General features: G+C 72.3%; 18 protein-coding genes. 12 read left to right on the top strand and 6 right to left on the bottom strand.

Features of this window, described 5'->3' with window-relative positions:
• Positions 1-54 precede the first annotated feature (54 nt).
• Genes ACZ6R6_RS38120 through ACZ6R6_RS38100 form a run of 5 tightly spaced genes read left to right on the top strand, consistent with a single transcriptional unit; the run spans position 55 to position 6608 of the window.
• The gene (locus tag ACZ6R6_RS38120) at positions 55-1344 is read left to right on the top strand and encodes an ABC transporter substrate-binding protein (protein ID WP_470101804.1); all 1290 of its coding nucleotides are present in this window, start codon (positions 55-57) and stop codon (positions 1342-1344) included.
• Positions 1338-2192: a carbohydrate ABC transporter permease gene (locus ACZ6R6_RS38115; RefSeq protein WP_470101802.1), complete on the top strand. Its 855-nt coding sequence runs from the start codon at positions 1338-1340 to the stop codon at positions 2190-2192. Before ACZ6R6_RS38120 ends, ACZ6R6_RS38115 begins: the two co-directional genes overlap by 7 nt.
• Entirely contained in the window at positions 2189-3007 is an 819-nt protein-coding gene (locus tag ACZ6R6_RS38110) for a carbohydrate ABC transporter permease (protein WP_306866018.1), read from the top strand. Before ACZ6R6_RS38115 ends, ACZ6R6_RS38110 begins: the two co-directional genes overlap by 4 nt.
• The gene (locus ACZ6R6_RS38105) at positions 3004-3993 is read left to right on the top strand and encodes a serine hydrolase domain-containing protein (protein ID WP_470101800.1); all 990 of its coding nucleotides are present in this window, start codon (positions 3004-3006) and stop codon (positions 3991-3993) included. Before ACZ6R6_RS38110 ends, ACZ6R6_RS38105 begins: the two co-directional genes overlap by 4 nt.
• Positions 3990-6608 (top strand): family 78 glycoside hydrolase catalytic domain, encoded by a 2619-nt coding sequence (locus tag ACZ6R6_RS38100; RefSeq protein WP_470101798.1) that lies wholly within the window; start codon positions 3990-3992, stop codon positions 6606-6608. Before ACZ6R6_RS38105 ends, ACZ6R6_RS38100 begins: the two co-directional genes overlap by 4 nt.
• A 390-nt stretch (positions 6609-6998) precedes the next feature.
• On the opposite strand, the gene ACZ6R6_RS38095 is transcribed toward ACZ6R6_RS38100, so the two are convergent.
• Together ACZ6R6_RS38095 and ACZ6R6_RS38090 are read right to left on the bottom strand one after the other, a co-directional pair.
• Positions 6999-7283, bottom strand: a complete 285-nt coding sequence (locus ACZ6R6_RS38095) for a sulfurtransferase TusA family protein (RefSeq protein WP_470101796.1) — start codon at positions 7281-7283, stop codon at positions 6999-7001.
• Positions 7280-7942 carry an ArsR/SmtB family transcription factor gene (locus tag ACZ6R6_RS38090; RefSeq protein ID WP_470101794.1) on the bottom strand — a complete coding sequence of 221 codons (663 nt, stop codon included), beginning with the start codon at positions 7940-7942 and terminating at the stop codon, positions 7280-7282. The genes ACZ6R6_RS38095 and ACZ6R6_RS38090 overlap by 4 nt, the downstream gene beginning before the upstream one ends.
• 105 nt (positions 7943-8047) lie before the next feature.
• On the opposite strand from ACZ6R6_RS38090, the gene ACZ6R6_RS38085 reads away from it, so the two are divergent.
• Positions 8048-8701 carry a class I SAM-dependent methyltransferase gene (locus tag ACZ6R6_RS38085; RefSeq protein WP_470101792.1) on the top strand — a complete coding sequence of 218 codons (654 nt, stop codon included), beginning with the start codon at positions 8048-8050 and terminating at the stop codon, positions 8699-8701.
• A 166-nt stretch (positions 8702-8867) separates the two neighbouring features.
• Here the strand turns inward: ACZ6R6_RS38085 and ACZ6R6_RS38080 are convergent, their stop codons facing one another.
• Complete coding sequence (locus ACZ6R6_RS38080) at positions 8868-9446, bottom strand: TetR/AcrR family transcriptional regulator (RefSeq protein ID WP_470101790.1); 579 nt, start codon at positions 9444-9446, stop codon at positions 8868-8870.
• 190 nt (positions 9447-9636) lie between these two features.
• Here ACZ6R6_RS38080 and ACZ6R6_RS38075 point away from each other — a divergent pair, with 190 nt between their 5' ends.
• The 3 genes from ACZ6R6_RS38075 to ACZ6R6_RS38065 all read left to right on the top strand — a co-directional run bounded on the left by ACZ6R6_RS38075 (position 9637) and on the right by ACZ6R6_RS38065 (position 12141).
• Positions 9637-9918, top strand: coding sequence for a hypothetical protein (locus ACZ6R6_RS38075; protein ID WP_470101789.1), 282 nt, complete (start codon positions 9637-9639; stop codon positions 9916-9918).
• Positions 9919-9968: 50 nt separating this feature from the next.
• Positions 9969-10598, top strand: a complete 630-nt coding sequence (locus ACZ6R6_RS38070; RefSeq protein WP_470101787.1) for a TetR/AcrR family transcriptional regulator — start codon at positions 9969-9971, stop codon at positions 10596-10598.
• A gap of 151 nt (positions 10599-10749) precedes the next feature.
• A complete protein-coding gene (locus tag ACZ6R6_RS38065) occupies positions 10750-12141 on the top strand; it encodes a hypothetical protein (RefSeq protein WP_470101785.1) in 1392 nt (463 codons plus the stop codon).
• A 121-nt stretch (positions 12142-12262) separates the two neighbouring features.
• Here ACZ6R6_RS38065 and ACZ6R6_RS38060 read toward each other — a convergent pair whose 3' ends face one another.
• Both ACZ6R6_RS38060 and ACZ6R6_RS38055 read right to left on the bottom strand, forming a co-directional pair.
• Positions 12263-13273 (bottom strand): MFS transporter, encoded by a 1011-nt coding sequence (locus tag ACZ6R6_RS38060; RefSeq protein WP_470101783.1) that lies wholly within the window; start codon positions 13271-13273, stop codon positions 12263-12265.
• A gap of 290 nt (positions 13274-13563) precedes the next feature.
• On the bottom strand, positions 13564-13971 hold the full coding sequence (locus tag ACZ6R6_RS38055; protein WP_470101781.1) for a MerR family transcriptional regulator: 408 nt from the start codon (positions 13969-13971) through the stop codon (positions 13564-13566).
• 205 nt (positions 13972-14176) lie between these two features.
• Here ACZ6R6_RS38055 and ACZ6R6_RS38050 point away from each other — a divergent pair, with 205 nt between their 5' ends.
• Complete coding sequence (locus ACZ6R6_RS38050; RefSeq protein ID WP_470101779.1) at positions 14177-15628, top strand: MFS transporter; 1452 nt, start codon at positions 14177-14179, stop codon at positions 15626-15628.
• A 22-nt stretch (positions 15629-15650) separates the two neighbouring features.
• Here the strand turns inward: ACZ6R6_RS38050 and ACZ6R6_RS38045 are convergent, their stop codons facing one another.
• Positions 15651-16868: a DUF418 domain-containing protein gene (locus ACZ6R6_RS38045; protein WP_470101777.1), complete on the bottom strand. Its 1218-nt coding sequence runs from the start codon at positions 16866-16868 to the stop codon at positions 15651-15653.
• Positions 16869-16985: 117 nt separating this feature from the next.
• On the opposite strand from ACZ6R6_RS38045, the gene ACZ6R6_RS38040 reads away from it, so the two are divergent.
• Together ACZ6R6_RS38040 and ACZ6R6_RS38035 are read left to right on the top strand one after the other, a co-directional pair.
• On the top strand, positions 16986-18137 hold the full coding sequence (locus ACZ6R6_RS38040; protein ID WP_470101775.1) for a sensor histidine kinase: 1152 nt from the start codon (positions 16986-16988) through the stop codon (positions 18135-18137).
• Complete coding sequence (locus ACZ6R6_RS38035) at positions 18134-18790, top strand: response regulator (RefSeq protein ID WP_470101773.1); 657 nt, start codon at positions 18134-18136, stop codon at positions 18788-18790. The genes ACZ6R6_RS38040 and ACZ6R6_RS38035 overlap by 4 nt, the downstream gene beginning before the upstream one ends.
• The last annotated feature ends 6 nt before the right edge of the window (positions 18791-18796 follow it).

The following is an 18796-nucleotide window of genomic DNA, read 5'->3' as shown; positions in this document are numbered from 1 at the left end:
CCTTGCCGTAGAACGTTCTACACAATTCTCCCCCACACGAACAGGAGCACGGGCGTGAGAGCACCATCTCGTCCGCTCGGCGCGGCGCTCGGCGCCGTCCTCGCCCTGTCCCTCTCCGGCTGCGGGTCGTCCGCCCCGGAGGGGACCGGTCAGGTGAAACTGACCCTCTGGCACAACAGCGCGGACCCGGCGCCGCTACTGGAGATGTACAAGAAGTTCGAGAAGCAGTCCGGCCACAAGATCGAGCTCGTGTCGATCCCGTCCGACGGCTTCGAGGACACCACCCAGACCAAGTGGGCCACCGGCGACCGCCCGGACATCCTGGAGTACCACGCGACGGTGAGCGGCCTGCTCGCCCTCAACCCGGCCGAGAACCTGCGCGACCTGACAGGCGAGGCGTACATCGCCAGGTCCGGCGACCTCTACCAGGCCGCCGGGTCCGTCAACGGCAGGGTCTACGCCGCCATCACCGGCTTCCCCCAGGTCTTCGGCCTCTACTACAACAAGAAGGTCTTCACCGCGGCCGGGCTGACCCCGCCCACGAACTTCGCCGAGCTCGCCGCCGCCTGCCCCAAGCTCAAGGCCGCCGGGGTCACGCCGGTCTTCGAGTCGGGCGGGTCGATCTGGCCGGTGCAGATCCTGCCCATCCTCTACCTGGCAGGCGCCAACCAGTCCAACGCGTACGGCAAGGCCATCGCGGGCCACAGCAGCACGCTGGCCGACGCCGGCTCACCCTTCGTCTCCGGCCTGACCGCCTACGCCAAGCTGAAGGCCGACGGCTGCTTCAACAAGGACATCGTCACCGCCAAGTTCGAGGACTCCATGAAGGCCCTCGTGACCGGCGAGGCCGCCATGGTCGCCCAGCACTCCGACATGCTCCCGGCCCTCCTCGCGGCCGCGGGCGGCGACCAGAAGACCGTCGACGAGTCCGTCGGCTTCGTCGGCCTGTCGAGCGACAAGCCGCTCGTGACCTACGCGCCCGGCCCGATCGGCACGTTCTACCTGCCCAAGACCGGTGACGCGGCGCGGGAGAAGGCGTCGCTCGACTTCGTGCGCTTCATGACCGGCCCGGCCTACGCCGAGTACGTCACCGCGTCCAAGACCTTCCCCGTGTTCAAGGACGTGCCCGACCCGCAGGGCGTCTCGTCCGTGCTGCAGGACGTCAAGAAGGCGTACGACACCGGCGCGGTCATCGCCTTCAACTCCGACATCCCCGGCATGGGCGGGCTGGCCCAGCTCATGTCCGAGCTGATCGCCGGGCAGAAGGATCCGCAGAAGGCGGCGACCCAGCTACAGGGCCAGGTCGAGCAGGCGGCCAAGGCGGCAGGACTGCCCGGATGGTGATGCGGAACAGGGCGGCCTGGCTGCCGTGGGCACTGCCCGCGATCGTGCTGGTCACGGTCTTCTTCGTCGCCCCGTTCCTGCTCAACGTCCGGTTCGCGTTCTCCTCCTGGACGAGCTTCCGGGCCGAGATCACCTGGAACGGGCTGGAGAACGTCCGCACGCTGATCGACCAGGACCTGCTGGCCAACGCGGTCACCGTGACCGTGCTGTACGCGATCCTGTGCATGGCGATCCAGAACACGGTCAGCCTCTCGCTGGCCCTGGCCCTCCAGCGGACCAGCGGGATCAACACCGTCTTCCGCTCGGCGTTCTTCCTGCCGACGCTCATCTCGCCGCTGGCCGCCGGATACATCTGGCGCGGGCTGCTCGCCCCCGACGGGGCGGTCAACTCCTTCCTCGGCGTCGAGTGGGCGTGGCTGGGCGAACCGTCCACCGCGCTGGTGGTGGTCGCGTTCATCGACGCGTGGAAGTGGAGCGGGCTGATCACCCTCGTCTACATCGCGGGCCTCAACTCCATCCCGAAGGCGCTGCTGGAGTCGGCGACCGTCGACGGGGCCGGGCCGTGGACCCGGCTGCGGCGGGTGGTGTTCCCGATGCTCGCCCCGGCGCTGACCTTCAACGTGGCGGTCACGCTGGTGGGCGCGCTCAGCGCGTACGACGTGATCGCCGCCACCACCGGCGGCGGGCCCGGCGACCACACGCGGGCCCTGAACGTGGTGATGCGCCAGCAGTGGGGGCAGGGCTTCTTCGGCTCCGCCAGCGCGCTGGGGTTCACCGTGACGCTGCTGGTGATCGCCACCGCCGTGCCCCTGGTGTGGTGGCTGCGGCGCAGGGAGGTGACGGGATGAGAGCCGTCCTCAAGTACACGGCGCTGACGCTCTTCGCGATCCCGTGGGTGCTCGTCCCCGTCTGGCTCGTGGTCGTCAACTCGTTCAAACCCGCGGGCGAGGCCGCCGAGCTGGGCCTCGGCCTGCCCAGGACGTGGGCGATCGCCGAGAACTACGGCATCGTGCTCGACCGGGGCGGCTACCTGACGGGGCTGGTCAACAGCCTCAAGGTGACCGTGCCGATCGTGGTGGCCGTGGTGCTGCTCGGCGCGGCGGCGGCGTGGGCGTTCGGGCGCAGCCGGTCGCGGTGGCTGCAGGCGGCATACTTCGTGATGGGGCTGTCGATCCTGCTGCCGCCGTCGATCATCCCGACCGTCTACCTGCTGCGCGCCCTGTCTCTGGACGGCGGCTCGCTCGGCTACGTGCTGACGATGACCGGCTGCCGCCTGGGCATCGTGATCTTCCTGGCGACCGGATTCGTCCGGGCGTTCCCCCGCGACCTGGAGGACGCCGCCGCCATCGACGGCGCCTCCCGCCCGCAGGTCTTCGTCCGCATCCTGCTGCCCCTGCTGCGGCCGGTGCTGTTCGTCGGCGGCGTGATCCTGATCATCAACGTCTGGAACGACTTCTTCTTCGCCCTCTTCCTGCTCCAGGGCAGCGCGAACGCCACGCTGCCGCTGAGCCTGTTCCAGTTCGCCTCCGGCACCTTGCAGAGCCTGAACTGGAACCTCGTCTTCGCCCACGTCCTGCTCACCACGCTGCCCCTCGTGGCGGTGTACGTCGTCGCGCAGAAGCGCGTCCTGGCCGGTCTTACGGAAGGTGCACTCAAGGGATGACCACTCACGACATCGCGCTCGACTGGGTCAGGCGCGAGATCAAGGAGGGGCGGCTGCCGTGCGCGGTGTTCGGCGCCGCCACCTCCGACGGGATCCAGGTGCTGGAAGCGTTCGGCGAGCACGACGGCCGAGAGACCAGGACCGAGGACCACTTCGCGCTGTTCTCGGTGACCAAGCCGCTGCTGGGGCTGGCCGCCCTGCGCCAGGTCGAGCGCGGGCTGCTGTCGCTGCGCCGCCCGCTGCGGGACGTACTGCCGAACTTCGCGCGGCCCGACGTGACGCTCTGGCACCTGCTCACCCACACCAGCGGCATCGCCGAGCAGACGCTCACGCCCGACGACCTGGTGGAGCACCTCGTCACCGCGCCGTCGATGTTCGAGGCGGGCACGCTCAGCCACTACTCCAACCTGGCCTTCGCCGGGATCGCGGAGATGGTCCGCGATGTCACAGGCCGCGACGTGGCCGACGTGATCGACTCCGACCTGAACCCGCTGGTGCCGGGCGGCGGGCGGATCACGTTCGACCCGGCGTGCGACGCGGCCGAGGTCCACGGCCTCGAACTGCTCGGGCCCGGCTTCGACTTCGACAAGTTCGTACGGCTCCGCCACCCGGCGGGCGCGCTGTTCTCCCGCGCCGAGGACCTCCTGGCACTGGGCGGGGCGCTGCTGCGCGGCGACCGCCGGCTGATCCACCCGACCACCCTGGCCGCCATGACGACCCCGCAGACGACGGGCCTGGTCAAGCTGCAGCCCGACCAGGTCAACGCCGGGCAGGACTGGGGCCTCACCTGGAACCTGCGCCACTCGGCTCCCGGGCTGCTCGACCGGCGGCTGTACGGGCACGGCGGCGCCTCGGGGTGCCAGTGGTGGATGTACCCGGAGCAGGACGCGTGCTTCGTGCTGCTGATCAACGTGATGGCGCCGAGCCTGTCCGGCGTCGACGTCGACGGCCTGCACAACGCCTTCACCACCGGGCTCGATGCGTGAACCGGGATTCGGGGGTGCTCGGAGTGCAGGTCTCGGGCGCGCAGACGCCCTACATCCGTCCGGCTCCGCCCGGTTCGCGGGCGGGCCTGACGTGCGGCCTGGCGGATCCGGTGGGCGTGGACGAGCCGTCGCCCCGGCTGTCGTGGGACGCCCGGCTGCCCAGGGAGACCACCGTGGTGGTGTCCTCGGACGGGCACGAGGTGTGGCGGTCGTCCGTGCCCGCCGGATCGCACGTCGTGGACGTGCCGGGTGAGCGGCTGGCGCCGCTGACGCCGTACACATGGAGTGTGGAAGGGCAGGCGACCGGCGCGTTCACCACGGGCCTGCGGGCGCGCGGTGGGTGGGACGCCCCCTGGCTGGCGGGCGACCCTCGGGCGGCGGTGAGCCTGCGCGGGTCGTTCACCTGGCATCCCGCTCCCGGGCGCGCCTGGCTGGCCGCCACCGCGCTGGGCGTCTACCGGGCGCTGCTCAACGGGGTACGGCTGGGCGAGGAGGAGCTGGCCCCCGGCTGGACCGACTACGGCCACCGGACGCGCTATCGGCTGCTGGAGCTCACGGAGCTGCTCGTGTCCGGCCAGAACGAGCTGGAGCTGTGGCTCGCTCCCGGCTGGTACGCGGGTCACGTCGCCGGCGGAGGCCCGCGCCGCTACGGCGACCGGCCCGCCGCCAGCGCCCAGGTGCTCGTGCGGGCCGACGACGGGGTCCGCCGCGTGTTCGCCACGGACGCGGCCTGGACCCGGCGGGATCTCGGCCGCCCGCGCGCCGACCTGGTGATGGGCGAGACCGTCCAGGCCCCTTCCGGGCAGGTCGGACCCGCCGGGACGACGGCCGCCCCGGAGGTCCTGGTGGAGGCCGACCCCGCTCCCCCGGTGCGGGTGATCGGCACGGTGCCCGCCGTGTCCGTGACCGAACCCGCGCCGGGCGTCCAGGTGGCCGACTTCGGGCGGAACGTCGTCGGGCGCGTACGGCTGCGCGTCGACGCGCCGGGCCCGGTACGGATCGTGGTGCGGCACGGGGAGGAGCTGACCGCGACCGGGCGGCTCTACACCGCCAACCTGCGCACCGCGGACCAGCGTGACGAGTTCGTCCTCGGCCCCGGCTCGCACGTCGTGGAGCCCGCGTTCACCCTGCACGGGTTCCGCTACGCGGAGGTCACCGGCTGGCCGGGCGCGCTGACGCCGGGCGACCTGGAGGCGGTGCTGCTGTCCTCCGCGCTCGCCGTAACCGGCTCGCTGACCGTGAGCGATCCCGCCGTACGGCAACTCGTCGCCAACATCGGCGCGTCGGCGGACGGCAACCTGGTGAGCGTGCCGACCGACTGCCCGCAGCGCGACGAGCGGACCGGCTGGACGGCCGACATCTCGGTGTTCGGCTCGACGCTCAGCTTCCTGCGACACACGCAGGCGTTCCTGTCCGGCTGGGTGACGACGCTGATCGACGGGCAGCGGGCCGACGGCGCGGTCCCGCATGTCGCGCCGGTCCTGCCCGAGTACGGATACGACTCTCCCGTGTGGTCCGACGCGCTGGTCGAGGTGCCGTGGCTGCTGTGGCGGCGCTACGGCGACGACCGCACGCTGCGCCGCGCGTACGACCCGATGCGGCGGTGGGCCGACTACTGCCTGGCCCAGGCCGAGGACGGCATCAGACCGGGCAGGGCCCTGGGCGACTGGCTGGCCCCCGGCACGGTCGAGACGCCCAAGAGCCTCATCGCCACCGCCGCCCTCGCCCGCAGCCTCCGCCTGGTCGCACACGTGGCCGACGTGCTCGGCGAGCCGCACGCGCCGGAGTACGGCGAGGCGTTCACCCGCGTGTCGGACGCCTTCCAGCGGGCCTTCCTCAGCGGGCCCAGGCTGCACACCGAGACGCAGACCGGCTACGCCGTCGCCCTCGCCTGGGACCTGGTCCCGCCCGAGGACCGGACCGCGTCGGCGCGGGCGCTGGCCGAGCTGGTCCGCGCCGACGGACACCGGCTCATGACGGGCTTCGTCGGCACCCCCCTGCTGCTGCCCGTGCTGTCGGAGACCGGCCACCACGACCTGGCGTGCCGGATCTTCAACCAGGAGGGCTATCCGTCCTGGCGCTACCAGCTCCGCGCCGGGGCGACGACCATGTGGGAGCGCTGGGACGCCTGGCACCACCGGCACGGCCTGCAGACGCCGGCCATGAACTCCTTCAACCACTACGCCTACGGCTGCGTGGGCGACTGGCTGTTCCGGCACGTGGCGGGCCTGGGCGACGACCCGCGCGGGACGGGCGGCGGCTTCGGCGAGCTGCTGCTGCGTCCCGGCCCCGTCCCGCTGCTGCGCCAGGCGCACGCCCGCTACGAGAGCGCGTCGGGGACCGTCGAGTCGGGCTGGCGGGCCGGGCCCGACGGGGTCCAGTTCACCTTCGCCGTCCCGGAGGGCGTGACCGCCCACGCGGTGCTGCCCGTACGCGGCGCGTGGGACGGGATGACCGTCAACGGCACCTTCCTCATGGGCCTCAGCGAGCAGCTGCCGACCACCAGGCTGGCCGACGGGGGCTGCGCCCTGGACCTGCCGCCGGGCCGCTGGTCGTTCACGGCCCCTGCGGCGGCCACGGCCCACCTGCTCCAGGAGTGGGACGACCTGGGCTAGGAGCTTTTCAGAGTCCGGATCATCCGGTAGGCGGCCGTCTGCCCGACAGCCACGCGGCTGCCCGCACGCGAACCTGTTCGCTAACCCGCACCAAGAGGACTGATCTGCGCTGACGCATCCCGTGTACCTGGTGACAGCGGTCTTACCCGACGCCCCGTGACGGCCCGTTGGCAAAGAACGACCGCTTCACCGCCCCGGCCGGCCGGGCCACGGGGCCCCGTGGCCCGGCCGGCTGAAGTGCACACCCTGGCCGGGCCCGGCGGCGAGCGGATGCCGGTACAGGTGCCGTCCGTGTCTTTTGGCTATGACCCAGTGCTCGCCCACAACTCGCGGAACTCCGCGCCACCGGGTCTTGTAACGGCCCCGCCGCCGGGTGCGGGCAAGAGATCTTCAGGTGCGGCGCCAGGGCTGGTGGGCGGTGGTGGGACGGGCGCGGGCGGCCACGGCGATGCCGTAGGCGGCGTGGGGCGCGTACGCGCCGATCGGGCCGAGGTAGGCGTGGCCGGTCAGGTGGCACCAGGCGGGCAGGTCGATCGGCGCGGCCGGGTCGGAGGCGATCAGGTGGATCACCGCCCCGGCGGGCAAGTCGGTGATGCGCTCGCGCAGCTGCAGCAGCAGTCGCACGCAGGAGCGGCCCTCGCCGTCGATGACGACCGGGGCGTCGGCGGTGGTCATGCGGCGGCCACCGGCAGGCCGTCGGTGCGCCATTCGGCCAGCCCGCCGTCCAGTGGCCGGGCCCGGCGGCCGCGCTCGCGCAGCAGACGCACGGCCTGCAGCGACATGGCGCAGTAGCGGCCCCGGCAGTAGGCCACCACCTCGACGTCCTCGGGCAACTCGGCCAGCCGCGCGGGCAGCTGGTCCAAGGGGATGCCCAGGGCGCCGGAGATGTGGCCGGCGGCGTACTCGGTGGCGGGCCGCACGTCCACGACGACCGTTTGGCCGTCGGCCAGGCGGCGGGCCAGCTCATCACGGCCGACCGGCCGCAGGGCGGCGGCGTCGCCCAGCCAGGCGTCGGCCGCCTGCCGCGCCCCGGGCAGCAGATCATGGGCCAGGCGCTTGACCTGTTCGACCAGGAGGGCGACGCGTGGGTCAGCGAGCCGGTAGATCACCCGGGTGCCGCTCTTGCGCCAGGTGACGAGCCCGGCCGCGGCCAGGGCCTTGAGCTGGGCGGAGGTGTTGCTCAGCCGCATCCCGGCGGCCTCGGCCAGCTCCTCCACCCCGCGCTCGCCCTGGGCCAGCAGGTCCAGCAGCTCCAGCCGGGACGGCGCCGCCAGCGCCTTGGCCACCCGCGCGAACTCCTCCAGCAGTGCCGTCTTCGGCGACGTCGACTCCACTCCAACCTCCAATACTCTTTAGAATAGTGTAGAAGAAGCGGTGCCGGCTCCGCCCCCCTGACCGGCGCCGTCACCAGGCCACCAGGCCACCAGAGAGGAATCCGCATGCACCAGACAAATGACCGCGCCCCCACCGCGCGCGGGCACTGGGAAGACGTCTACCGGCAGCGGGGGGCCCGCCAGGTCAGCTGGTTCCAGGCCGACCCCGCCCTGTCGATCGCCCTCGTTCACGAGGCCGCCGGCGGCGACACCTCGGCCGCGGTGATCGACGTCGGCGGCGGCGCGTCCCTGCTGGCCGCCCGCCTGGCCGAACGCGGATTCGCCGACCTGACCGTGCTCGATCTGTCGGAGGAGGCATTGGAGATCTCCCGGCGCCAGAACCCGGGCGCCGCCGTGGCCTTCATCCACGCCGACCTGCTCACCTGGCGGCCCGAGCGCCGTTACCGCATCTGGCACGACCGGGCCGTCTTCCACTTCCTGACCCGCCCGGCCGAGCGCGCCGCCTATCTGGCCGTCGCCCGGCGGGCGCTGGAGCCCGACGGCCGGCTCATCCTGGCGACCTTCGCCCCCGACGGCCCGACCCACTGCTCTGGCCTGCCCGTGGCCCGCTACTCGGCCACGGACCTGACCGCCGAACTCGGCGACGCCTTCACCGTCACCGGCACCCGCACCGAACACCACCACACTCCCGGCGGAGCGGTGCAGCCGTTCACCTGGATCACCGCCCACCTGCGCCGGCCCGTTCCTCACGCGCGCTGACGGCCAGGCCCCGGCCATCTCCCGCGAAATCGCCAGAGCGGGCCGTCATCGTCATACAGCGATGAATGAGGGGGCCGGCGTGTCCAAGCCGACCTCGCCCCCGCCGAACACCTGCCGGCCGCCAGATGAGCATCCGCTCCTTCGGCGGAGCGCGGCAGAACCAGCTCTAGGTCGGACCGGCACCCTCGGCGAAGTGCAGCAGAACCATCTCGACCAGTGCGGCGACGTCGGCGTCGGCCATCGGCTCGCCGGTCATGCCCATCCGGTGGAGCAGGGTTCCGACGACGACGTCGATGTAGAACAGGACCCGCTTCTCCGGCTCGTCGAGCGCGGCCTGGAGCGCGAGCCGGTAGGGGTCCTGTAACCGCGCGGACAGGATCTCGCGCAGGGCCGGATCGCTGACGGCGTCACTGAACACGCCCGCGAACGCGTCGCCCACCCCGGGCTCGCCGATCTTCGCCGCGACCCAGTGGATGGCCGAGGACATGAGCTCGGCCCGAGTGGCGCCCTCCAGCGGCGCCGGGCCGAACGCGTCGAGGAGGCAGTCCACGATCAGCGCGCCCTTCGACGGCCAGCGACGGTAGATCGTCGTCTTGGCGATTCCGGCCGCGGCGGCGATGCGCTCGACGGTGGCGCGCGCGTAGCCGAGCTCGTGGACCGTGCTCAGCGTCGCGGCGAAGACCACGGCGTTGACGCCGGAGCGCGGGCGACCGGGCGGTCTGGCGGATGTGGTCGCTCGAGTCATGCCCACACGATACCTTTTTGCGCTACCGTTGGTATCGATACTTGCGGTAGCGAAACTACTGGGCCGAAGGACCCTCGCCGGGCGACGGGTCCGGCCTGCCGGTCTGTGTGCTCCGCATCATCGCCGCCATGTCCGACCTCGACTCGACCGCGGGCCTGGCCGCGACGAGATCGACGAAGACGGGAGAGCGATGGCCACCACTGACCTCGCCGGGGCGAGGGAGCGGTCCACACCATCATCGGAGGCCGATCCCGTGCTGGGACAGAGCATGGCGGGGCTGCTGCGCCCTTACGGATGGAGTTTCGCCGCCGTTGTGCTCCTGCAGGTGATCGGCGCCGTCGCGGGCCTGGCGCCGCTGCTGACCGCCAGGCCGGACTACCCCACCGGCTACCTGGCCCAGCACGCTGAGCCCTTCCGCGCCTCCGGCTCCTGCCACATCACCGACACCCCCGCCGGCGGCGACTTACAGTAAGTGAATTATTCCGGTTGTCGGGAAAATTCGATTAGACGTATATTTGGGGCATGCAGGAGTCTCGGCGCGAACGGAAGAAGCGGCTGACCCGACAGCGGATCGTCATGGCGGCCGTCCGGCTGTTCGAGGAACAGGGATATGAGCAGACCACGGCGGCGCAGATCGCCGCAGCGGCGGATGTCGACCCCAAGACGTTCTCCAACTACTTCCGCAGCAAGGACGAGGTGCTCTGGGTCGACCTGGATCGGGACTTCGACGTGCTGTTCCGGGCGATCGCGGAACGCCGTCCGCACGAGAGCCCGGGCGAGGTGCTGGGGAGGATGGTCCAGGAGTACGCCGCCCACCGCCGGCCCAAGGTTCCCCGCAGGGAGCCCGAGGAGCTGTCCGCGACGGCCCGGATGATGCTGACCACGCCGGCGCTTCAGGCGAAGGGACTGTACCTGCTGTTGGACCTGCAGCAGCGGATCGCCGACGAGCTGCTGAAGGCGTTCCCCGACCAGCTGGACCCGATCACCGCGGCGGCGATGACCGGATCCCTGCTGGGCGCCATCCAGCAGGCGAGCCTGACGAGCGTCCGGCTCGGCCGGTCGCAGGATGAGCTGTGGGAGGCCAGCCGGCGCGGCCTCGAGATCGCCCTGCACGGCCTGCTCTCGGTGCGGCAGCCCACCGAGAGCCCATGACGGGGGGCACGCCCCGGCTCCGGCACCGCCGACGCCTGTGCTCCCGGACGGGAGGAGGCATCTGTCCCCGACGTCCTGGGGCCCGACGGTCCGCCCACCGCCCGAGGAAGGCGACATCCCGCTCACCAAGACGAGAGAGGACCGACCCACCGTGGAAGAGGAAGCAAGGCAAGAGGGAACAAGCGTCCGGCGGCTCACCCGCGACGCACGGCGTGCCCTGCGGGAGGGCCCCGCGGCGATCGCGCGGCGGCAGCGCGCCCGCCTGGCCGAGATGGTGGCCCACGCTCGCGCCCACTCGCCCTACTACCGCGAGCTGTACCGGGACCTGCCGGAGCGGGTCGACGACCCGGCGCTGCTCCCGGTCACCGACAAGAAGACACTGATGGCCCGCTTCGACGACTGGGCCACCGATCGGCAGGTGACGCTCGGGCGGGTCGAGGCGTTCGTGGCCGACCCGGGCCTCGTGGGGCACCGGTTCCGTGACCGATACCTGGTGGTCACCACCACCGGCACCAGCGGCCTGCGCGGCCTCTTCGTGCTGGACGAGCGGAACCTGGCCGTACACACCGCCCTCGGGTTGCGCACCGGCGGCGGGCTGGCGGCCCGTGATGTCGTCCGGACCCTCGCCCGCGCCGGCCGTACCGCCATAGTCACCGCACCCGGCGGCCATTTCGCCACCGTCGCGGCGCCGGCCCGGCTGGCCCTGGACAGACCGTGGCTCGGCCGGATGATGCGGGTCTTCCCGATCAACCAGCCGATGGCGGAGCTGGTCGACGAGCTCAACCGGTTCGATCCGGCCAGTCTCGCCGGCTTCGCGGGCATGCTCACGCTACTGGCCGGCGAGCAGGAGGCGGGCCGGCTGCGCATCCGCCCGGCGGTCGTCATCCCGGGAGGTGAGACGCTGACCCCGGATGCCCGGGAGCGGATCGCCACCGCCTTCCAGGCCAAGGTCCGCGCCGCCTACGCCTCCACCGAGTGCGGCTTCCTCAGCGCCGGCTGCGCGCACGGCTGGTATCACGTCAACGGCGACTGGGCCGTCCTGGAACCGGTCGACGCCGACCATCGGCCTGTCCCGCCGGGACAGCTCTCGCACACCGTCCTGATCAGCAATCTCGCCAACCAGGTCCAGCCGATCCTGCGCTACGACCTCGGCGACAGCGTCCTGGTCCGCCCCGACCCCTGCCCGTGCGGCAGTCCGCTGCCCGCCATCCAGGTGCAGGGCCGCATCGCCGACCTGCTCACCTTCCCCACCGATCGCGGCGAGCACGTCGGCGTCTCACCCATGGCCTTCGGTGCCGCACTGGACGTTCCCGGCGTGGAGCAGTTCCAGCTCGTCCAGACCGCGCCCACCGTCCTGCGCGTACGCCTACGGCCCGCAGCCGGCGCCGACGCCGACCGCCTCTGGCAGGCCATGCGCGACAAGGTCGCCCATCTGCTCGCCGAGCACAAGGTCGGTGAGGTCACGCTGGAACGCGCGGAGGAGCCACCGCAGCAGTCGCCCGGCGGCAAATACCGCAGGATCATCCCACTGGCCACGCCCTGACGACGTCGAGGATCCGGCTCATGCCGCACAAGCGCCCGCCGGATCTGTTCTGCGGATCCCGGCCGGGCCATGGCGGCAGGCCGGCGATGGTCACGGCTGAGTGGTCCCGCCGCCTGGGGACTCAGCGAAGAGCGGAGACCTGCTCGGCGGGCACCCGGCGGAGGAGTCCTTGGGCGGGCAGGATGACGGCCCTGGTCAGCCGGAGGTTCGACAGGCGTGCCAGCACTGCGGCGGCGGTCAATGTGGCGGCGACAGTGACCGCTCCGGCCAGTTCGAGGGTCAGGCGGGGGCGTCCGGCGGCGATCACGCCTCCGACCACGGCGCCGACCGCGAAGACGGTCGACAGCAGGCCGTATCCACCCGCTCCGGCATCCAGCGGGCCGGCGCTCATGGCCGCCATGGTGACCTGATAGTTACGCCCCAGACCGCCCAGGACCAGCGCGAGCGCCAGCAGCACCAGCAGCCGTGGCGTACGTAGCACGTAGGCGAGGCCGGTGCGCACGCCGCCCGTGTCCGCCTGGGCACACACCGACCGGTGCACCTCGGAGGCGCGCATCGCGAGAACCGAAGCGATCACGGCGGAGAAACTCACCGCGTTGAGGAGGAACAGGGCTCCCGTACCGGCGAGGGGCAGGAGCATGCCGGCCAGACTCATGCCGAGGATTCGGCCCGCCGAGTTGACGACGGAGCCGAGCGCGAGGGCGTTGGGCAGATCCTCCGGGGGGACGACCTCGGCACCGAACTTGCCGAGCGCGGGGCCGCCGATCGCGCTGACCACACCGCCGGCGAGCACCAGGCCGTAAACGGGTGTCATCGACGTCGGACCGCTGATCGCGACCAGCGCGAGGACCGCGGCCAGGAACGCGTGGGCGACCTGCGTGGCGAGCACCACCCGGCGGGTGGGGAACCGGTCGGCCAGAGCGCCGCCCCACAGCCCGAGCAGGAGCGTGGGCAGTGCCTGGAGGACGAGACTCAGGCCCACACTGGTCGCCGATCCGGTCGCGGAGAGGATCAACCAGTTGACTCCCAACACCTGCATCCAGGTGCCGCTGACCGAGACCAGGTCGGCCCCTGCCCAGAGCCGGTAGTTGTGGTGCTGGAGGGAGCGCAGCGTCGTCGCCGACAAAGACACTACTTTGTCCTTCTTTGGGGGTTTCTCGGAGTACCGAACACCCTCCAAAGAGAGGAAGATTCCTAAATGACCGAATTGTAAGTCTAATCACGCATCTATGGCGTTTAGGATGCTTGCTCATGGGAAATCCGATGGATCTCTTTTGCCGCTAGAAGTCCTCCCTGGATCGCCCCGGCCGCCCACGCCGAGGACGGCGGATCAGCGTCGGGCACGGACGAGACCCTTGACCCGCCGGCTACCGGTCCGGCGGTCTGTCCGCCCCTCCGCCGCGGCGCGCGGACGGGCGGCGGCTACAGCGCTCGCGGCTGCCGGTCCTCAAGGTGGGTGGCGGTCTGCCGGCCCCCGTCCGACGCCGTGTCGATCACCTCGTCCAGGACCTCGCGGGAGCGGATCAGATCGGTGATCATCCGGTCGATGCGGTCCCGTTCCGTGGTGAGCTCGGTGACCAGCCGCGGGGTGGCGATCTCGGACGGGCCCCCGTCCGCGTCCCGCATGCAGGGGAGCAGCTGCGCGATCTTGGCGCTGTGCAGTCCCGCGGCGAAGAGCTCCTGGATGCGGATGACCCGGTCGACCGCGCCGGCGGGGAAGTCGCGGTGGCCGCCGAGAGTGCGCTCGGCCATCAGCAGCCCCTGCTTCTCGTAGTAGCGCAGCGAACGCTCACTCACCCCGGTGCGCCGGGCCAGTTCGCCGATCCGCATTTCCCACCTCGCATGCCGATCCGGGACTTGAACTTGACACTGATGGCAACTTCTACCGTATCAGCGTGACGGAGCGCCACCACTGTCACCGCATCCGCCCGGCTCCCCCGCCGGGCCGAGCCCGTCATCGACGATCACCGATCTGCCCGAGGAACCCATGTCTGTCTCCCCGCCGTCCACGGACGCGCCTCATCGGCCCCGCCGCTTGGGGTGGACCCTGGCCCTGCTGGCATTCGCCCAGTTCATCATCGCCATCGACTACAACATCGTCTACGTCGCGCTGCCCGAGATCGGACGGGAGCTGAACTTCTCGGGCCAGAGCCTGCAGTGGGTGGTCAGCGCGTACGCGGTCACGCTCGGCGGCTTCATGCTGCTGGGCGGGCGCGCCGCCGACCTGCTGGGGCGGCGCCGGGTGTTCGTCCTCGCCCTCGTCCTGTACGCCGTCTCATCGCTGGTCGGCGGACTCGCCGAGAGCCCGGGACCGCTGATCGCGGTGCGCGCCGTACAGGGGCTGGGCGCGGCGCTGCTGTTCCCCGCCACCCTCTCCCTGGTCAACACCACCTTCGCCGAGGGCCCCGAGCGCAACCGCGCGCTCGCCGTGTGGGCCGCCATGGGGGGCAGCGGCCTGGCCGCGGGCGCGCTGCTCGGCGGGGTGCTCACCGACGTCCTCGGGTGGGAATCGACCTTCTACATCTTCGTGCTGCTGGCCTGCGCGGCCCTGCTGGCGGCGTTTCCGCTCCTGCCCTCCGACCCGGCCCGGGACGGCGCCGCGCGGGAACGCCGCTTCGACCTGCCCGGTGCGCTGACCGCGACCGCCGGAATCACACTGCTGGTCTCCGTCCTGGCGCAGGGCCCCGAGTGGGGCTGGACCTCCTCGCCCATCCTCACCGCCTTCGGCCTCGGCGTCGCGCTGCTCGTGGTGTTCGCCGTGATCGAGTCCCGTAGCCGTGACCCGCTCATGCCCCTGCGCATGTTCACCAATCCCAGCCTGGTCGCGGCCATGGCGATCACCGCGGTGTTCGGAGCGGGCCTCGGCGCCCATTACTACCTGCTCACCGTCTATCTCCAGGACATCCTCCACTACGATCCCCTGCACGCGGGGCTGGCGTACCTGCCGCTGACGCTGCTCAACATCGTCGGCACCAAGGTCGCCGAGCGCCTGGTCACCCGGGCGGGCATGCGCGCCGCCCTGTCCACCGGCCTGCTGGTCGGTACGGCCGGCATGGTCCTGCTGGCCCTCGCCGTCTCCCCCCACTCCCCGTTCGTCGCCGTGCTGCCCGGCATCATGGTGGCCGGTCTGGGGATGGGCATCGTCTGGACCTCGATGTGGATCGCCGCCGGCAACGGCGTCGCGGCGAGCGAGCAGGGCGTCGCCTCCGGGATGGCCTCGGTGACCCACCAGACCGGACTGGCCGTCGGCACCGCCCTCATGGTGGCCGTCGCCAACGCCGGGACCGGCGCTCTGAACGGCGACGCGCTGCGGCGGGAGCTCACCCAGGGCCTGACCATGGCGTACTACCTGGCCGCCGGCGTGACCTTCCTCGGCGTCCTGGTCGCCGGCGTCACCCTCGCCCGGCGGCCGGACCAGGCCCCGGGCCGGCCCCTCCATGGAACCGAGGACACCCCGCCCGTCGCCTCCCGCCCCGAACGGCGGTGAGGCGAGCAGGTGCGTGCGGCGGTCAGGGGGTGTGGCGGCCAGGGGCGCGGCGCAGGGGCGGGCGCCGGGCCCAGGTGGCCCAGCGCCAGAGCCACTCGAGGGGACCCTGACGGTATCGGCGCAGCCAGAGGGTCGACCACAGCCACTGGATGGCGAGGATGGCGGCGGCGATCAGCACCACCGTCGTCAAGGACCAACTGTGCGGCGGGCCGCTCAGGACCTGGTTGACCGCCAGCACGAGGACCGTGGCGGTCAGGTAGTTGGTCAGCGCCATCCGGCCCAGCGGCGCGAAGACGGCCTGCAGCACCGGCCGGAGCGGCGTCCTGAGCAGGACCAGCAGGGCGCAGATGTACACCCCCGCGAGCAGCAACCCGGCCAGGGCGAATGCGCGCGCGGAGCCGGGGCCGCCCGGGTCGCCGCTCTGCCACCACAGGGCAGGCGCCGCCCCCGCCGCCAGGACCAGGCCCAGCACGGCCGGCCCCCGGGTGGAGCGCTCGATCCGGTCGATCACCCCGTACCGGGTCAGCGCCGAGCCCAGCAGGAACAGCCCGGGCACCAGCGCGAAAGAGCCGCCCCCGACGATCAGCGGGACCGCGAGGAGCACGGGCGCGAGGCCGGCCACGGCCCACCGCGGCAGCCAGGTCGAGGGCAGCAGCACCAGCAGGCCGACGACGGCGTAGACGGCCAGGATGTCGCCCTCCCACAGCAGCACGTGATGCACCAGGCCGGCCGCGAGCAGCACCGCAAGCCGGCGCAGCAGGAGCAGCCGCGGGCGGGCGGCGCGGTCGGCGACGGAGCTCAGCAGCAGCGAGAACCCGATGCCGAACAGCAGGGAGAAGATCGGGAAGAAACGCTGCTCGACGAACAGCCCCATCCACGCCCCATCCCCCTCCGTCGCCGCCGGATGCCGCACGACGACCCTGCCGAGGTTGGCTATCGGCTGGACGTTGACCAGCAGGATCCCGCACAGCGCGAAGCCGCGCACCACGTCGAGCGCGGCGATGCGCGGCCGGCCGGGGGAGGTCGTCGCGGGACCGGCCGGGCCGTCGTCCCGGCGCGGGCGGCGGGGACGCCGGTCCTCCTGGAGCCGGTCCTCCTGGGGCGGGCCAGGAGGCGGGCCAGGCCGATGAGCCGGTCCCGCGGGATGCGCCTCTGGCAGTCGGTCAGAGCCGGGCGGCCGCCGAACCGCCTGCTCGGGTCCCCGGGTGTCGGCACCGGAGGGAAGGTTTTCCTGTGGCATGGGCTCATCCTGCGGACCCGGCCCGGTATCGGTATCGGTCGAAAGCCGGGTTGCGCCGTGCACGACCGTACTTTCGGCCGGTTCAGCGCCGAGCGGAGATCTCCTAGCCTGAGCGGCGTGAATGTTCGGGGATGGCCGGCCCGGCCGGCCGGGCCGGCCCGGATCGCGGCCGACATCGGGCTCGGCGCCGTGTTCGCCGCGGCGCTCGCCTTCCAGGCGTCCCGGATCGCCGGCAGCTGGGGCGGTGACCACTGGCGGTTCGGCTGCGCCGCCGGGGCGGTGGTGTGCGTGATCGCTCTGATCCGCCGGCGCGGCCGGGCATGGGCGGCGTTCGCGGGCCTGTCCGTCGCGGCGGCCGCCGTCCTGGCCGCCCGGCTCGCCCAACTGCCCGGCGAGCCCAGCCCCGCCATGGCCCTGGGCCTGTCCGTGCTCACCGGCTCCGCGATCAGAGCGCTCCCGGCCCTGCCGGCCTGCGCCGTCGCGGCCGGAGGGGCCGCGGTGGCCGCCGGCGGCCTGCTCGCCGCCCACGTGTCCTCCTCCAACCCGGCCGTGGCGGTGCTGAACTGTGCGGGATGGCTCGTCTCCCTCGCGATCGGGTTGTGGCCGCGGCTGCTCGACGCCCGCCGCCGGGCCGTCGCCGAGCGGGTGCGCCGCGCCGAGCGCCTGGTCCTGGCCAGGGAACTGCACGACGTCGTCGCCCACCACATCACCTGCATCGTGCTCCAGGCCCAGACCGCCCAGCTCGTGGCCCGCAAGCACCCGGAGAAGGTGGAAGGCTCCCTGGCGGACATCGAGGCCGCCGGCTCCGACGCGCTGGCCGCGACGCGCCGCGTCGTCGGCCTGCTGCGCGAGGCCGACGACGCGGTCCCCGTCATGCCCGGGCAGCTCAGCGACCTGGTCGAACGCTTCGACGGCCACGGCCCCGCGGTGCGCCTGCGGCTGCCCGCCGACCAGCCGGTGTGGCCGCCCGAAGTGGCCGGCACCGTCTACCGGGTCGTCCAGGAGTCGCTGACCAACGTCTCCCGCCACGCCCCGCACGCCCGCTCGGTCACCGTCAGCGTCGACCAGGATCGGGACACCGTCACCGTCGAGGTCGTCGACGACGCCCCGCCGGCCCCGGCCCGGCACCACCACCGCGGCGGGTACGGCCTGGCCGGGATGCGCGAACGCCTCGAGGCTCTCGGCGGCACGCTACGCGCCGGCCCGCGCCCCGGGGCCGGCTGGTCCGTGCTCGCCACCCTGCCCGTCCCCGCGCGCGGACGCCGATGACCATCAGGGTCCTGCTGGCCGACGACCAGGCGATGATCCGCGGCTGCCTGCGGCTCATCCTCGAAGACCAGCCCGACATCAGCGTGGTCGCCGAGGCTTCAGACGGCGCCGAGGCGGTCGACCTGGCCCGGAGGCTTCGCCCGGAGGTGTGCCTGGTGGACATCCAGATGCCCCGCCTCGACGGCATCGCGGTCACCCGCGCCCTGGCCGGCCCCGGCGTCCCCGACCCGCTCCGGGTGATCGTGGTCACCACCTTCGACCTCGACGAGTATCTCTACGGCGCGCTACGCGGCGGGGCGGTCGGCTTCGTCCTGAAAGACGCCGGCCCCAGGCTGCTCGTCGAGGCCGTCCGGGCCGCCTGTGCCGGTGACGCCCTGATCTCGCCGTCGGTCACCCTGAGACTGCTGCGCCGCCTCGCGTCCGCCGGGGCGCCGGCCGGCCGCGGGCCCGCGCATCCGCTGTCCGAACGGGAGACCGAGGTCGTCCGGGCCATCGCCAGAGGCCGGACCAACCGGGAGATCGCCGCCGAGCTGTTCATCTCGCTGAGCACCGTCAAGAGCCACACATCCGGCATCCAGGCCAAGCTCGGGGTGCGCAACCGGGTCGAGATCGCCGCCTGGGCCTGGAAGAACCGCCTGATCGGCGCCACATAGCACCGG

Source organism: Streptosporangium sp. NPDC048886, assembly GCF_055586905.1.
Note: the sequence above shows the minus strand (reverse complement) of the source record. Positions and strands in the feature narration are given on the sequence as shown.

Bases quoted from the DNA above. Each gene is read 5' to 3' on its own strand.
- ACZ6R6_RS38115 (WP_470101802.1), top strand. From the start codon at position 1,338: ATGGTGATGCGGAACAGGGCGGCCTGGCTGCCGTGGGCACTGCCCGCG.
- ACZ6R6_RS38110 (WP_306866018.1), top strand. From the start codon at position 2,189: ATGAGAGCCGTCCTCAAGTACACGGCGCTGACGCTCTTCGCGATCCCG.
- ACZ6R6_RS38105 (WP_470101800.1), top strand. From the start codon at position 3,004: ATGACCACTCACGACATCGCGCTCGACTGGGTCAGGCGCGAGATCAAG.
- ACZ6R6_RS38095 (WP_470101796.1), bottom strand. From the start codon at position 7,283: ATGACCACCGCCGACGCCCCGGTCGTCATCGACGGCGAGGGCCGCTCC.
- ACZ6R6_RS38085 (WP_470101792.1), top strand. From the start codon at position 8,048: ATGCACCAGACAAATGACCGCGCCCCCACCGCGCGCGGGCACTGGGAA.
- ACZ6R6_RS38080 (WP_470101790.1), bottom strand. From the start codon at position 9,446: ATGACTCGAGCGACCACATCCGCCAGACCGCCCGGTCGCCCGCGCTCC.
- ACZ6R6_RS38075 (WP_470101789.1), top strand. From the start codon at position 9,637: ATGGCCACCACTGACCTCGCCGGGGCGAGGGAGCGGTCCACACCATCA.
- ACZ6R6_RS38070 (WP_470101787.1), top strand. From the start codon at position 9,969: ATGCAGGAGTCTCGGCGCGAACGGAAGAAGCGGCTGACCCGACAGCGG.
- ACZ6R6_RS38055 (WP_470101781.1), bottom strand. From the start codon at position 13,971: ATGCGGATCGGCGAACTGGCCCGGCGCACCGGGGTGAGTGAGCGTTCG.
- ACZ6R6_RS38045 (WP_470101777.1), bottom strand. From the start codon at position 16,868: ATGCCACAGGAAAACCTTCCCTCCGGTGCCGACACCCGGGGACCCGAG.
- ACZ6R6_RS38035 (WP_470101773.1), top strand. From the start codon at position 18,134: ATGACCATCAGGGTCCTGCTGGCCGACGACCAGGCGATGATCCGCGGC.